The sequence below is a fragment of the Dactylosporangium darangshiense genome, assembly GCF_039537565.1.
Classification (GTDB): domain Bacteria; phylum Actinomycetota; class Actinomycetes; order Mycobacteriales; family Micromonosporaceae; genus Dactylosporangium; species Dactylosporangium darangshiense.
Genome location: NZ_BAABAT010000023.1, coordinates 1 through 14,377 on the forward strand (window position 1 = coordinate 1; position 14,377 = coordinate 14,377).

General features: G+C 74.6%; 13 protein-coding genes. 9 read left to right on the plus strand and 4 right to left on the minus strand.

Annotated features, from left to right (window positions below):
- Window positions 1–123 precede the first annotated feature (123 nt).
- A complete protein-coding gene (locus ABD901_RS33595) occupies window positions 124–1,467 on the minus strand; it encodes a hypothetical protein (RefSeq protein ID WP_345133040.1) in 1,344 nt (447 codons plus the stop codon).
- A gap of 138 nt (window positions 1,468–1,605) precedes the next feature.
- Window positions 1,606–2,238, minus strand: coding sequence for a hypothetical protein (locus ABD901_RS33600; RefSeq protein ID WP_345133042.1), 633 nt, complete (start codon window positions 2,236–2,238; stop codon window positions 1,606–1,608).
- A gap of 179 nt (window positions 2,239–2,417) precedes the next feature.
- On the opposite strand from ABD901_RS33600, the gene ABD901_RS33605 reads away from it, so the two are divergent.
- Complete coding sequence (locus ABD901_RS33605; protein WP_345133044.1) at window positions 2,418–4,466, plus strand: sensor histidine kinase; 2,049 nt, start codon at window positions 2,418–2,420, stop codon at window positions 4,464–4,466.
- Between the two features lie 28 nt (window positions 4,467–4,494).
- Complete coding sequence (locus ABD901_RS33610; RefSeq protein WP_345133047.1) at window positions 4,495–5,145, plus strand: response regulator; 651 nt, start codon at window positions 4,495–4,497, stop codon at window positions 5,143–5,145.
- 4 nt (window positions 5,146–5,149) lie between these two features.
- On the opposite strand, the gene ABD901_RS33615 is transcribed toward ABD901_RS33610, so the two are convergent.
- Window positions 5,150–5,743 (minus strand): hypothetical protein, encoded by a 594-nt coding sequence (locus tag ABD901_RS33615; protein WP_345133049.1) that lies wholly within the window; start codon window positions 5,741–5,743, stop codon window positions 5,150–5,152.
- 139 nt (window positions 5,744–5,882) lie between these two features.
- On the opposite strand from ABD901_RS33615, the gene ABD901_RS33620 reads away from it, so the two are divergent.
- On the plus strand, window positions 5,883–6,467 hold the full coding sequence (locus tag ABD901_RS33620) for an ATP-dependent Clp protease proteolytic subunit (RefSeq protein WP_345133051.1): 585 nt from the start codon (window positions 5,883–5,885) through the stop codon (window positions 6,465–6,467).
- Here ABD901_RS33620 and ABD901_RS33625 read toward each other — a convergent pair.
- The gene (locus ABD901_RS33625; RefSeq protein ID WP_345133053.1) at window positions 6,457–7,104 is read right to left on the minus strand and encodes a class I SAM-dependent methyltransferase; all 648 of its coding nucleotides are present in this window, start codon (window positions 7,102–7,104) and stop codon (window positions 6,457–6,459) included. The genes ABD901_RS33620 and ABD901_RS33625 overlap by 11 nt on opposite strands.
- Window positions 7,105–7,122: 18 nt before the next feature.
- On the opposite strand from ABD901_RS33625, the gene ABD901_RS33630 reads away from it, so the two are divergent.
- The 6 genes from ABD901_RS33630 (at window position 7,123) to meaB (ending at window position 14,274) form a co-directional block, all read left to right on the plus strand.
- The gene (locus tag ABD901_RS33630) at window positions 7,123–7,482 is read left to right on the plus strand and encodes a YciI family protein (protein ID WP_345133056.1); all 360 of its coding nucleotides are present in this window, start codon (window positions 7,123–7,125) and stop codon (window positions 7,480–7,482) included.
- Window positions 7,479–8,684, plus strand: coding sequence for an RNA polymerase sigma factor (locus ABD901_RS33635; RefSeq protein ID WP_380135739.1), 1,206 nt, complete (start codon window positions 7,479–7,481; stop codon window positions 8,682–8,684). Before ABD901_RS33630 ends, ABD901_RS33635 begins: the two co-directional genes overlap by 4 nt.
- Window positions 8,685–8,772: 88 nt before the next feature.
- Complete coding sequence (locus ABD901_RS33640) at window positions 8,773–9,354, plus strand: hypothetical protein (RefSeq protein WP_345133058.1); 582 nt, start codon at window positions 8,773–8,775, stop codon at window positions 9,352–9,354.
- A 98-nt stretch (window positions 9,355–9,452) separates the two neighbouring features.
- The gene (locus tag ABD901_RS33645; RefSeq protein ID WP_345133060.1) at window positions 9,453–11,165 is read left to right on the plus strand and encodes a methylmalonyl-CoA mutase subunit beta; all 1,713 of its coding nucleotides are present in this window, start codon (window positions 9,453–9,455) and stop codon (window positions 11,163–11,165) included.
- Window positions 11,166–11,182: 17 nt separating this feature from the next.
- On the plus strand, window positions 11,183–13,294 hold the full coding sequence (gene scpA / locus ABD901_RS33650) for a methylmalonyl-CoA mutase (protein ID WP_425556751.1): 2,112 nt from the start codon (window positions 11,183–11,185) through the stop codon (window positions 13,292–13,294).
- A gap of 8 nt (window positions 13,295–13,302) precedes the next feature.
- A complete protein-coding gene (gene meaB, locus ABD901_RS33655; protein WP_345133064.1) occupies window positions 13,303–14,274 on the plus strand; it encodes a methylmalonyl Co-A mutase-associated GTPase MeaB in 972 nt (323 codons plus the stop codon).
- Window positions 14,275–14,377 lie beyond the last annotated feature (103 nt).

A 14,377-nucleotide genomic window follows, 5' to 3' on the forward strand; every position in this document is an offset into this window, starting at 1 on the left:
TTCGCCGGGGCGGCCGTCGCGCTGCTGACGGCGAGCTACGCCGTCTGGGTCCTGCTCGACACCATCCGCACCGCCGGCACCCTTTGGTGAGATCCTAGGCCGCGCTGATCCACGAGACAGGCCCTAGCCCGGCACCGTGCCGGCGAGGCCGGTGGGCGCGCTCGACTCGCGCAGGTGCAGCGTGTTGGGGTCGAGACTCCAGGCCGCGGCGACCCGCATGACGGTGATCTCGTTGACGTCCCAGTCCTCGGCGCTCATCGCCGGGATGCCCAGCTCCGCCTCCACCGGCGTCGGCGCGCCCTGCTGCTCGAACTCGCCGCGGGAGCCGTCGCAGCGCAGCCGCCGCAGGAGCCGGCCGCCGGTGGCGAGGGCCCATTCGTGGTACTCCGCGACCCGGTGCGTGCCGAAGAACTGCACCTCGGCGCCGAGCCGCGCGCTCAGCCCCGCCGCCGCGCCCCCGTCGAACGGCAGCAGGTTGCCGGCCACGAACACCCACCCGGCGATCGGCGGCGAGACGAAGACCTGCCGGTCGTACGCGAGGTCGACGCCCTCGTCCCAGCCGACCTCCCGCGCGCCCCGCAGCCCGACGGCCGCGGTGACGACGTCCGTGCTCCCGCCGCGCACCGCCAGCCAGCAGCACTTGAAGCCGAAGCTCGCGCCCGTGTGGGTGCCCGGCGGCAGGTGCTGCGCCGGCAGCTCCCGCAGCATCGCCTCCGCCGCGGCGCACACCTCGCCGAGCGCGTCGACGCGCCCGAGCCAGCGACGCGCCGGCGTGCCGGCGTTGCCCTCCACGCCGCTGCCGATCAGCTCGACGCTGCCGTCGGAGCGCTCGTCGAGGATGATCCGGGCGCCGCCGTGCAGCAGCCGGGGGTCGAGCCCCGCCGCGGTCAGCGCCGCCTCGAACGCCGGCCCGCCGCCCGGCTCAGCGTCTCCCAGCGCACCCAGGACGGCGTCGTGCAGCGCCGCGGCCGCCTCGACCACGCGGGCCGGCCCGACGCAGTACCCGTCGACGTTCGGCATGACGACCACCTGCCCGGTCGCCGCCGTCATGATCATGACCCGCCGGACCGTGGGCCAGCGCGGCTCCATCGACGCCAGCTCGCGCCGTACCGCGGCCCCGAGCGCCGCAAGCCCGTCCGCAGGGTCCACGATCCGCACCGGCGCGTCCATGTCACCGGGCCGGCGGTCCACCTGCCAGCCTTCGTCCGTGCGCAGCGCACGCACCCGCTTCTCGGGCCGGTACTGCCGCACCGGCACTCCGGCGACCCGCTCGCAGAACGCGTGCCAAGGGTTGGGTTCCTTCGACCGGATCGGCAACGGCGGCCGGCTGCGCTGCTGCAGCTGCTCGAGGACCGTCGCGCCCAGCACCTGATCGGAGGCGCCGTCGGCCACGTGCACGCCGGCGGAGAATCCCCACTGCCCGGTCGCGTACATCCGGCCACGAAATACATGGATCTCCGCCCACACGCCGGCCACAGTACGCTCGCGCCGTGACCGGGCCGACGCCGGCGTGGAACGCGGAAATGTCCGGCCGCACTGGCCGGACATTTCCGATGATTCAGGAAGGGTCGGCGGCCGAGAACTTGTACGGTCCGGCCCAGGCGGTCATGCGCGGGCGCCGGTCAGCTCGGGGCGGAAGGCGAGGATCGCGCCCAGGGCGGCGTAGCCGATGAGCAGGTGCGAGCCGCCCACGTAGTCGGCGATCGGGGAGCCGAGGATCGCGAACGTCGGCACGGTGACCACGGCCCAGCTCTCGGCGACCGTGGGCCAGAAGCGCGCGGCGCCGCGCCAGCGGCGGGTGAACAGGATCTTCAGGCCGATCACGAACATGCCGAGCATCGACAGCGGCCAGAAGATGTCCATCGGGACCAGCCACGCGGCGTCGCGCAGCGACGGGATCGCGTGCAGGAAGCTCCACACCGTGGCGATGGTGAGCAGGACGTGCTCGACGTACAGCATGCCGCGCGCCACCTTGGTCGTGCCGGTCGCCGACGTGCGCAGCTGCACCGCCAGCAGCGCGAACAGGCCCAGCTGGAACAGGCCGCCGCCGACGTCGGTGACGGTCAGGCCCAGCGAGTCGGTCGGGTTGTTGCCGACGGTGAAGATGGCGGCCGCCCAGGACAGGGTGCCGGCGGTCAGGGCCAGGCCCAGCGCCCGGGTCGAGCGGGCCGAGATCCGGGCGGTCACCACGGGGGGAAGGTCGGTGCGGGCGGGGATCGGTTCGGTGCGGATCGTCATCTCGGGTTCCTTTATGTAGAGCGCCGTGTGTCGCAGCGCGGTATGCCGAGAACTTTGCGGGAACCACCGACCCGGGCGGCAGGGTCGGGCGACCCCGATGCGGTCCCGCGCGCTGTCCCGCCGCGGTCGGGACGCGAGTCCTCGGGCCGCCGGGACTCCCGGCCTGGCACCATGACCGGGTGTCCAAGCCCCGCGTGTCCACCCTGGTCGGCGGCGTGTTCGTCGCGCTGGCGCTCGCCGCCACCGTGACGTCCGTCGTCTTCGAGATCTCCATCGGGGCGCAGCGGCGCGCGAGCGACGGCCTGGAGGCGGGTTGGATCTCCGGCCTGGCGGGCGTGGCGCTGGCGGTGCCCGGCGCGCTCATGCTGCGCCGCGTGCCGCGCAACGCCGTCGGCTGGTTCCTCTGCCTCGGCGGGCTGCACTGGGCCGTCGACGGGGCGGCGGTGGCCTGGGTCGCCTACGCCACGACGCGGTCGCCGGTGCCGGCGGGCACGGCGGAGTCCTACTGGGTGTACCAGCGCGTCGGCGCCGGGCTGCTGCTGTGGCTGCCCCTGCTGCTGCTGTACTACCCCGACGGGCGGCTGCCGCGCGGCCGGTGGCGGTGGGCGGCGCTGGTGAGCCTGGGCGCCACCGCGGTACTGCCGCTGACCCTGCTCTTCGTGCCGGCCCGCATCGCCGACGCGATGGACGACGGGCCCGCCCCCGCCGCCGCGCAGGGGCTCTCGATCGACCTGCTGACCCTGCCGCTGCCCGACGCCGCCTGGCAGGTGCTGCTGCGGGTCGGATACGCGGCGCTCCCGCTGAGCATGCTGATCCCGTTCGCGGTGGTGTTCCGGCGGTACCGCGCCGCCGACGGCCTCGAGCGCACCCGCATGCGGTGGCTGCTGTGGGCCGGCGTCGTCGACGTGCTCGTGATGCTCTCCGCGCTGGTGCTGCCGCAGTCGTGGCTCGGCGCCGGGCTGTTCGTCGCGATCGCCGTCACCGCCGGCGCGATCGCGGTCGGCGTGCTGCAGCCCCAGCTCATCGACATCGACCGGCTGCTCGGCGGCACCGTGCTCTACGGCTCGCTGGCCACGATCGTGGTCCTCGTCGACGCCGGCGTCCTCGCCCTCGTCACGACGCTGCTGGGCGACCGGGGCGCGGCGCTGGTCGGGCTGCTCGTGGTGCTGGTGGTGTACGGGCCGCTCCGCAACCGGCTGTGGCTGCTCGTCCAGCGCGTCGTCCTCGGCCGCCGCCACGACCCGTACCGCATCATCTCCGGCCTCGCCGAGCAGCTGGAGCGCTCCGACAGCCCCGAGCACCAGCTCCTCGCCGTCGCGCGCAGCGTCGCCGAGGCGTTCCGCACCCCCTACGTCGCCGTCGAGGTGCACCGCACCGGCGGGCAGGCGCTGCTGGCCGAGTTCGGCACGGCGCCCGCCGCCACACAGACGCTGCCCATCACGTACCGCGACGAGACCGTCGGCCGGCTCATCCTCGCCGCCGGCGGCTACCGCGCCGCCCTCTCCCCGCGCGACGAGCGCCTCCTCGCCGACGTGGTCCGCCAGGCGGCCGCCGCCGCCCGTTCCAGCTACCTCGCCGCCGAGCTGCAGGTCAGCCGGGAGCGCCTCGTCGGCGCGCGGGAGGAGGAGCGCCGCCGGGTGCGCCGCGACCTGCACGACGGGCTCGGCCCGGCCCTCGGCGGCGTCGCGCTGCGCATCGACACCGCCCGCAACCTCATGCGCGCCGACGGTGTCCGGGCCGACGCGCTGCTCAAGCAGGCCCGCGAGGACGTCTCGGCCGCGCTCGCCGACGTGCGGCGGCTCGTGCACGACCTGCGCCCGCCCGCGCTCGACGACGTCGGCCTGGCCGGCGCGGTCGGCCAGCTCGCCGAGCGGCTGCGCACGCCGAAGCTGGCCACGCAGGTGTCGGCGGACCTGCCGGCCGACCTGCCGGCGGCGGTGGAGGTGGCGGCGTACCGCATCGCCTCGGAGGCCCTGACGAACGTGGCGAAGCACGCGAACGCCACCGTGTGCACGGTGCGGCTGGCCGCCGACGGCGAGACCCTCGTGGTCGAGGTCGCCGACGACGGGACCGGGATCGCGGCCGGCACCCCGTCCGGCGTGGGCCTGGTGTCGCTGCGGGAGCGGGCGGCGGAGCTCGGCGGGCGCTGCGAGATCGAGTGCCCGGCGTCGGGCGGCACCGTCGTGCGCGCCCGGCTGCCCCTGGCCACGACCGCTGTATCGTCATGAACCCAGCGCGACGCGAGGAGCCCAGGCCATGACCGACGACGCGATCCGGGTGATCGTCGCCGACGACCACCCGATCTTCCGCGACGGCCTGGCCGTCCTGCTCGGCTCGGTCGGCGGCATCGAGGTCGTCGGCACGGCGGCGACGGGCCTGGAGGCGGTCGAGCTCGCCCTGTCGCTGCGGCCGGGCGTCGTCGTCATGGATGTACAGATGCCGGGGCTGAACGGCATCGAGGCCACCCGGCGGCTCGCGGCCGAGGCGCCCGAGGTCGGCGTCGTCGTGCTCACCATGTCCGAGGACGACGGCACCGTGTTCACCGCGGTGCGGGCCGGCGCGCGCGGGTACCTCGTGAAGGGCGCCGAGCAGGAGGAGATCGTGCGGGCCATCAACACCGTCGCCTCGGGCGGCGCGGTGTTCGGCGCGACCCTCGCCCGGCGCATCGCCGAGTTCTTCGCCGCCGGGCCGCCGGCCGCGACCGAGGCGTTCCCGCAGCTGTCCGCCCGCGAGCGGGAGATCCTCGAGCTGCTCGCGGCCGGCCGCTCCAACGCCCAGATCGCGCAGGCACTGTTCCTGTCGCAGAAGACGGTCCGCAACAACGTGTCGAACGTGTTCGCGAAGCTGCAGGTCGCCGACCGCGCCGAGGCGATCGTCCGGGCCCGCGAGGCGGGCCTCGGACGGTGACGCCCTACGCCACCACGGTCAGCGAGATCGTCATCGAGTGCTTGTAGAACTCGTAGGCGTCGGCGCCCGCCGTCGCCTTCCCCGCGTCCGCCGCCCGGACGTGGATGAGCTCGTACGTGTGCCCCGGCGTCGTCGCGGGAATCCCGGCCACCCGAAACGCGAACGGCGGCGTCAGGGAATCCGGCACGTCCTGCAGCGGCCACACCTTCGCCGCGCCCGGGCCGATCAGCCCGTTGCCCGACACGTCCTCCATGAGCAGCAGGCGGTCGCGGCGCAGCGCCGGGCAGGCGCTGCCACGATCGCCGACGCTGAACTGCCCGCCGGCGTACGTCAGCTTCCACGCCCCCGCACAGCTGCTCGGCAGGTCCGACGGGGTCGGCTCCTCGGTCTCCACCGGCAGCGCGTAGGCCCGCCGCTGCGCCGGGCCGAGTTCGCGCAGCCGGTCCCAGCGCTCCAGCATCCGCGCGAAGCCCTCCGCGGTCGCCTCGGCGCCGAGCTCACGGCCGGCGAAGGCGCGCATGGCGTGCTGCACCCGCGCGGCCTCGGCGCGGTAGAACTCGGCGAAGTCCGGCGGCGCCGTCCCGATTTCGTGCGTCACGCATATAGAAAGCCGCGAGCCGCCGATGCCGTCCAATGGCCACAAGGCAAGCCGGCCGATCAGGCTCGGCGGTTCAGCCCGTAGCGGAAGGGGCGGCTCGGGGTCGGCCGGCGGCGGTGATCTCGCCTATGTTCGGCACATGCGCGCACGCTATGACCGGCGACCCGACGACGAGCCGCCGATGCCGCCGGCGCTGCACGCGCCGTGGCTGGACGAGCAGCTGTTCGGCCGGCGCATGGTGTTCCTGCGCGGGCCGATCGAGCCCGAGATGGCCTCCCGCACGGCGGCGACGCTGCTCGCCCTCGACGCGGCCGGGGCCGAGCCGATCAGCATGCACATGAGCGCCGAGCAGGGCACCCTCGCCGCCGTCTGGACGCTCGTCGACGCCATCGACTCGCTGCAGGCCCCGGTGCACGCCACCGCGGTCGGCGAGGTCAGCGCCGCCGCGCTCGGGGTGTTCTGCGCCGCCGCCCGGCGCAGCGCCTTCGCGCACGCGCGGTTCCGGCTGGCCGAGCCGCGGGTGACCTCGCCCGGCGGCAACGCCGACCAGGTCGTCGCCGAGGCCGGCCGCTACCTGCGCGACCTGGAGGACCTGATCCTGCGCATCTCCGGCGCGACCGGCCAGCCGCGCTCGCGGGTCGAGGACGACCTGCAGTCGGGCCGGTTCCTGACCGCTCAGGACGCCGTCGAATACGGGCTGGTCGCGGAGATCGTCAAGCGCTGAACTGCGCCCGCCAGCGGTGACTGCCGCCCTCCCGGAACTCCTCGACGCTCACCAGGCGCAGGCCCGTCGCCTGGTGAGCGAACGACTCCACCTCGGCCCGGGTCAGCGGCCACGGCGGCCCCTCCTCGGACCGCTCGCCCTCGTCGGCGGCCGCGGCGATGACCAGCAGCGTCCCGCCGGGGCGCACGAGGGCCCGGACGGCCCCGACGGCCCGCTCGCGGTACGAAGGCGGCAGCGCCTGCACCGTCAGGCTCTCCACCACCAGGTCGAACCCGGCCGCGATCGACGGCGGCGGGTCGAACAGGTCGGCGGCCACGTACTGCACCGGCGATCCCGGGAAGCGCGCCTTCGCCGCCGCGATCGCCGTCGGGGAGATGTCGAACGCGGTGGTCCGCCAGCCGCGCGCGGCCAGGAACTCCGCGTCGCCGCCGAGGCCCGCGCCGACGACGACCGCGCTGCCGCGCGGCTCGGCGGGACCGGGCCAGGAGGCGAGCAGGGCGTGCGGCCCGCCGCGGTCCCACGGGATCTCGGTGACGCCCTCCCCGGCGGCCGCGTAGAGGGTGTCCCACCAGCCGGTGGCATCGTCGCGGGCCAGGGACTCGGCGGCGAGCGCGCGGATGTACTCGTCGGGTTCCATGCATGCCAACATACCGACATGAAGTACCTCATCATGATCTACAGCAACCCGGCGAGCCGCGCCGCGTGGGCGGGCTTCGACGAGGAGCAGCGCCGGGCCGGGTACGCCGCGCACGAGGCCCTGCGCGCCGAGATGGCCGCGTCCGGCGAGCTCGTCGGCGCCGAGGCGCTGCAGCAGCCGGAGTCGGCGCGGATCGTCGCGGTGCGCGGCGGGCGGGCGCAGGTCACCGACGGGCCGTTCGCCGAGGTCAAGGAGCACCTGGCCGGGTACTACCTGGTCGAGTGCGACTCGATCGACCGCGCGGTGGAGCTGGCCGGGCGCATCCCCGAGGCCGAGTTCGTCACGGTCGAGGTCCGGCCCGTCGTGTCGCTGCGGTGACGATCGAGGCGATCCTGCGGGAGGAGGCGCCGGCGGTCCTGGCCTCCCTCGTGCGCCGCTACGGCGACTTCGACACGTGCGAGGACGCGGTGCAGGAGGCGCTGCTCGCCGCGGCGGTGCAGTGGCCGGGCGAGGGCGTCCCGGCGTACCCCCGCGGATGGCTGCTGACCGTGGCCTCCCGCCGCTGGATCGCCCAGTGGCGCTCCGACGACGCCCGCCGCCGCCGCGAGCTGCGCACCGCCGCCGAGCCCGCGCCCGCCGAGCCGCCGGACCTCGACGACTCGCTCACCCTGCTGCTGTTGTGCTGCCATCCGGCGCTGACCCGCCCGTCGCAGGTGGCGCTCACGCTGCGCGCGGTGGGCGGCCTGAGCACCGCCGAGATCGCCCGCGCGCACCTGGTGCCGCAGGCCTCCATCGCCCAGCGCATCAGCCGCGCGAAGCAGCGCATCCGCGAGGCCGGCGCACGGTTCGCCCCGCCGGGCCCCGACGAGCTGCCGGAGCGCCTCGACACGGTCCTGCAGGTGTTGTACCTCGTGTTCACCGAGGGCCACACCGCGTCCTCGGGCGAGGCGTTGTACCGCCCGCCGCTGACCGACGAGGCGCTGCGCCTGACCCGGCGCCTGCACGCCGCTCTCGCCTCGGCGCCGTCCGCCCTGCGCGGCGAGGCCGCCGGCCTGCTCGCCCTGATGCTGCTCACGGAGGCGCGCCGGCCGGCTCGCACGGGTACCGACGGCGCCCTGATCCCGTTATCGGGCCAGGACCGCACCAGGTGGGACGCCGCGCTCATCGCCGAGGGCGTGGACGTCCTGACCGGCGCGCTGCGGTCGGCCCCGATCGGCCCGTTCCAGGTCCAGGCGGCCATCGCGGCGGTACACGCCGAGGCACCCCGCGCCGAGGACACCGACTGGCCGCAGATCCTGGCCCTCTACGACCTGCTGCGCACCCTCTCCCCCGGCCCGATGGTCACCCTGAACCGCGTCGTGGCCGTCGCCATGGTCCACGGCCCGCAGGCCGGCCTCGCGGCCCTCGCCGAGGCCGAGGCCGACCCGGCCCTGCGCGGCCACCACCGCGTGCCGGCGGTCCGCGCGCACCTGCTCGCCGACGCCGGCCGCACGCAGGAGGCCTCCGCCGAGTTCGCGGCGGCGGCGCGCCTCACCGCGAGCGAGCCCGAACGCCGTTACCTGCTCGACCGCGCGGGTTGACGCCGGCGCGGAAGGCCTCAATGCGCTCGGCCACCTGGCGGGCGGTCAGCGTGCCATCCCCGCGCGAGCGGCCTACTATCGGGCAGAGATGGACATCGAGGTGACGGGCGCTGAACCGGTGCCGGAGCCGGGGGCAGGCCGGCGGCGGCAGCGCGGCACGCTCTACGTCGTCGTGGCGCTGGTCGTCGGGGCCGCGTTCGGGTTCGCCGTGGCCAACGCCCGGCCCGCCGAGCCGGCGCGGATGTCGGTCGTGGCGGCGCCGGTGACGCCGTCGGCGGCCGGCGAGGCGCCCGGGCTGCCGGGTGCGCTGCGGGAGCGGATGCTGGCGCGCGTCCGGCAGTACAACCAGGCCGAACCCGACGCCGTCGAGGCCTCCGACGTGCGGCTGATGACGTCGCAGCGCGACAACGTCGTGCGGCTCGACGACGAGCGGGCCTACCCGCGCGGTGACTATCGCCTCCAGGTGATCTGCCTGGGTGAGGGGCAGGTGTGGGCGCTGTTCCGCATCGGCGACGACGAGACGTACGTCGACATGGACTGCCACGACGAGCACGTCCTCGTCACCCAGCTCCTGCTGACCGCCCGAGCCGACGGCAGGCGGGCGGTCACGCTGGTGTCGGACTCCCGGGCCGGGGTCGCCGTGGGCTTCCAGGTGCTGCGCCGCGCCTGAACCCGCGCTGAAGGCGGGCTGAACCGGTGCCATATTGGGTGGGTGGAGGTTGTCACAAGGGTGGACGTCCGGCCGATACCGGCCCTTAGCATCGCCTCATGAGCGCCCCCGTGGATCTGCAGGACTGGCGGCGGCTCGCGCTGGGCGTGCTGCGCAAGTCCGGGCTGGCCGGCGAGGACACGCCGCCGGACGCGGTCGACGAGCTGCTGTCGACCGAAACCTACGACGGGGTTCGCGTCGCGCCGCTGTACACCGCCGCCGACCCCGCGCCGCCGGCCGGGCAGCCGGGCCGGGCGCCGTTCGTGCGCGGCGCTTCGACGGCGCCCCGACCGTGGGACGTGCGCCAGCGCCATGCCGACCCGGACGCGAAGGCGACCCGCGCGGCGGTCCTCGACGACCTCGAGCACGGCGCGACCTCGCTCTGGCTGGCCGGCATCGCGCCCGCCGACCTGGCCGAGGCGCTCGACGGCGTGCACCTGAACCTGGCCGCGGTGGTGCTGGACAACGGCGCCGACACGCTCGAGGCGGCCCGCGCGTTCCTGGCCCTGCCGGGCGAGGAGAAGTCCGGCAACCTCGGCGCCGACCCGCTCGGCTGGGAGGCCCGCACCGGGCAGCGCGCCGACGCCGGGCTGCTCGCGACGCTCGTGCGCTCCTCGCCGATCCCGGTGGCCACCGTCGACGCCACGGTGTACCACGACGCCGGCGCCGCCGACGCGGAGGAACTCGGCTACGCGACCGCGACGGGCGTGGCCTACCTGCGCGAGCTCGTCGCCGCCGGGCTGAGCGCCGGCATGGCCCTGGGGCAGCTGGAGTTCCGGTTCGCGGCGAGCGCCGACCAGTGGGCGACGATCGCGAAGCTGCGCGCGGCGCGGCGGCTGTGGGCCCGCGTCGCGCAGGTCATCGACGTGCCGCACCGGGGCGGGATGCGCCAGCACGCGGTGACCAGCGACGCGATGATGACCGCCCGCGACCCGTGGGTGAACCTGCTGCGCACCACCGTCGCGTGCTTCGCCGCCGGCGTCGGCGGCGCCGACGCGGTCACCGTGCAGCCGTTCGACGCGCGGCTCGGGCTGCCCGACGGCTTCGCCCGGCGTATCGCGCGCAACACCCAGTCGCTGCTCATCGAGGAGTCCTCGGTCGCGCGGGTGCTCGATCCGGCCGGCGGTTCGTGGTACGCCGAGTCGCTCACCGACGCCATCGCGCACGCCGCCTGGGAGGTGTTCAACGAGGTCGAGCGGGCCGGCGGGATGGCCGCCGCGCTGCGCAGCGGGCAGGTCTCCGACCGGATCGCCGCGACCCGGCAGCGGCGCCTCGACGACATCGCGCACCGGCGGCAGCCGATCACCGGCGTGTCGGAGTTTCCGGACCTGTCCGAGCGCCGCCCGGTCCGCGCGCCCGCCCCGGTCCCACCCTCCGGCGGGCTTCCCCGGATGTGGTACTCCGAGAGCTTCGAACGCCTCCGCGACGCCGCCGACGCCGCGGCGCAACCCCCGGCGGTGCGCCTGGTGGCGCTGGGTCCGCCGGCCGCGCACTCCGCGCGGGTCGCCTTCGCCACCAACCTGTTCGCGGCCGGCGGGGTGCGCCTGTCCGCCGAGCCGTCGGCGGTGGCCTGCATCTGCGGCTCCGACCGCTCCTACGCCGAGGAGGCCGCCGCCACCGCCGAGCGGCTGCGCGCCGAGGGCGTGACGAAGGTCTGGCTGGCCGGTAGGCCCGGCGACTACGCGGGCGTGGACGCGTACCTGTACACCGGCTGCGACGCGCTCGCCGTGCTGCAGCAGACGCACGCGGACCTGAAAGTGGTGGCGCCGTGATCCCCGACTTCTCCGAGATCGCGCTCGGCACCCCGCGCGTCGACGATGATCCCTTTGCCGGTAGCGAGCCGTGGCTCACGCCCGAGGGCATCGCCGTGAAGGGCGTCTACGGCCCCGAGGATCTCGACGGCGTCGAGTTCCTGCACGGGATGCCGGGCATCCCGCCGTACGTCCGCGGCCCCTATCCGACCATGTACACGACGCAGCCGTGGACGGTCCGGCAGTATGCGGGCTTCTCCACCGCCGAGGAGTCCAACGCCTTCTACCGCCGCAACCTCGCCGGCGGCCAGAAGGGCCTGTCGGTCGCCTTCGACCTCGCCACGCACCGCGGCTACGACTCCGACCACCCGCGCGTGGCCGGCGACGTGGGCATGGCGGGCGTGGCCATCGACTCGATCCTGGACATGCGCCGGCTGTTCGAGGGCATCCCGCTGGACCGCATGAGCGTGTCGATGACGATGAACGGCGCGGTGCTGCCGGTCCTGGCGCTGTACATCGTCGCCGCGCAGGAGCAGGGGGTGGCGCCGGAGCAGCTGTCCGGCACCATCCAGAACGACATCCTCAAAGAGTTCATGGTCCGCAACACCTACATCTATCCGCCCGCGCCCTCGATGCGCATCATCGGCGACATCTTCGGGTACACCTCGAAGCACATGCCGAAGTTCAACTCCATCTCGATCTCGGGCTACCACATCCAGGAGGCCGGCGCGACCGCCGACCTGGAGCTGGCCTACACGCTCGCGGACGGTGTGGAGTACCTGCGCGCGGGCCGCGACGCCGGCCTCGACGTCGACGCGTTCGCGCCGCGGCTGTCGTTCTTCTGGGCGATCGGCATGAACTTCTTCATGGAGGTAGCCAAGCTGCGCGCGGGCCGGCTGCTGTGGTCGCGGCTGGTGCGGGACTTCGGCGCGAAGAACCCGAAGTCGCTGTCGCTGCGCACGCACTGCCAGACGTCGGGCTGGTCGCTGACCGCGCAGGATGTGTTCAACAACGTGGTGCGCACCTGCATCGAGGCCATGGCCGCGACGCAGGGCCACACCCAGTCGCTGCACACCAACGCCCTCGACGAGGCGCTCGCCCTGCCGACCGACTTCTCGGCCCGCATCGCCCGCAACACGCAGCTGCTGCTGCAGCAGGAGTCCGGCACCAACCGGGTCATCGACCCGTGGGGCGGCAGCGCGTACGTCGAGCGCCTCACCCACGACCTCGCCGCCCGCGCCTGGTCGCACATCGAGGAGGTCGAGCGCGCCGGCGGCATGGCCCGCGCGATCGACGAGGGCATCCCGAAGCTGCGCATCGAGGAGGCCGCGGCGCGCACGCAGGCCCGCATCGACTCGGGCCGCCAGCCGGTGATCGGCGTGAACAAGTACCGCCCCGACGCCGACGAGCCGATCGAGGTCCTGAAGGTCGACAACTCGGCCGTGCGCGCCGCCCAGATCGCCCGCCTGCGCGAACTTCGCGCTTCCCGGGATGCCGCCGCCTGTGCCGCAGCCCTGGACGCCCTGACCGCGGGCGCCGCGAACGGCGCAAACCTGCTGGAGCTGTCGGTGGCCGCGGCCCGCGCCCACGCCACCGTCGGCGAGATCTCCGACGCGCTGGAGAAGGTCTTCGGCCGCCACACCGCGCAGATCCGTACCATTTCCGGCGTGTACCGCGATGAGGCAGCCGGCGCCGGAAACGTGGAACGCGTCCGCGCCGCGACGGACGCCTTCGCCGAGGCGGAGGGCCGCCGCCCCCGCATCCTGGTGGCGAAGATGGGCCAGGACGGCCACGACCGCGGCCAGAAGGTGATCGCGACCGCGTTCGCCGACCTCGGCTTCGACGTCGACGTGGGCCCGCTGTTCTCGACGCCGGCGGAGGTGGCCCGCCAGGCGGTGGAGGCCGACGTCCACATCGTCGGCGTCAACTCCCTGGCCGCCGGTCACCTCACGCTGGTGCCGGCCCTGCGCGAGGAGCTGGCCGCGCTGGGCCGCGACGACATCCTGATCGTGGTCGGCGGCGTGATCCCCCCGCAGGACTTCGACGAGCTGCACGCGGCGGGCGCCGCCGCGATCTTCGGCCCCGGCACGGTGATCGCCGACGCGGCGCTGGACCTGCTGGAGGTGCTGCGATCCCGGTTGCAGCACTGAGCGAGCTGGTGGCGGGCGTGCTGGGCGGTTCGCGCGCCTGGATCGCCCGCGCCATCACGCTCGTCGAGTCCACCCGCGCCGACCACCGCGCACGCGGCCAGGAGCTCCTGGCCGCCCTGACCCCGCACGCCGGCAACGCCCGCCGCGTGGGCGTCACGGGCGTCCCGGGCGTCGGCAAGTCGACGTTCATCGACGCCCTGGGCACCCAGCTCACGACGGCGGGCCACCGCGTGGCGGTCCTTGCGGTCGACCCTTCCTCGACCCGCACGGGCGGCAGCATCCTCGGCGACAAGACGCGGATGACCCGCCTGGCCGCGGATCCCGCCGCGTTCGTGCGCCCTTCGCCCACGTCCGGCACGCTGGGCGGCGTAGCGCGCGCCACCCGCGAGGCCATGGTGATCGTCGAGGCGGCCGGCTACGACGTGGTCCTGGTGGAGACGGTGGGCGTCGGGCAGTCCGAGACCGCGGTGGCGGACATGGTGGACACGTTCCTGCTGCTGGCGTTGGCCCGCACCGGCGACCAGCTGCAGGGCATCAAGAAGGGCGTCCTGGAGCTGGCCGACGTGATCGCGGTCAACAAGGCCGACGGCCCGCACGAGCCGGACGCGAGGGCGGCCGCCCGCGAGCTGTCGGGCGCCCTGCGCCTGCTGCGGACCTCGCGGACCGAGTGGCAGCCGCCGGTGGTGACGTGCAGCGGCCTCACGGGCGCCGGGTTGCCGGAGCTGTGGGCGCAGCTGTCCCGCCACCACGACACGCTCGAGTCCTCGGGCGAGCTGAAGGCGCGGCGCGAGCGGCAGCAGCTGAGGTGGGTGTGGTCGATGACGAGGGACGCGCTGCTGGACGGCCTGCGCACGAACCCCGCGGTGCGCGCCCTGACCCCGCGGGTCGAACGTGAGGTCCTGGCGGGCACCCTGACCCCGGTCCAGGCCTGCGAGGCGCTGCTGACGGCCTACCACCACGGCGTGGCGCCGACCGATTGAGGATTGGCACCGCGTCGCGGACCCGTGGATAATGGATCTTTATCCTCAAATCTCATGAATTATCGCTTTTCACCCTAATGGGGGCGGCCCGGATCGGGTGGGT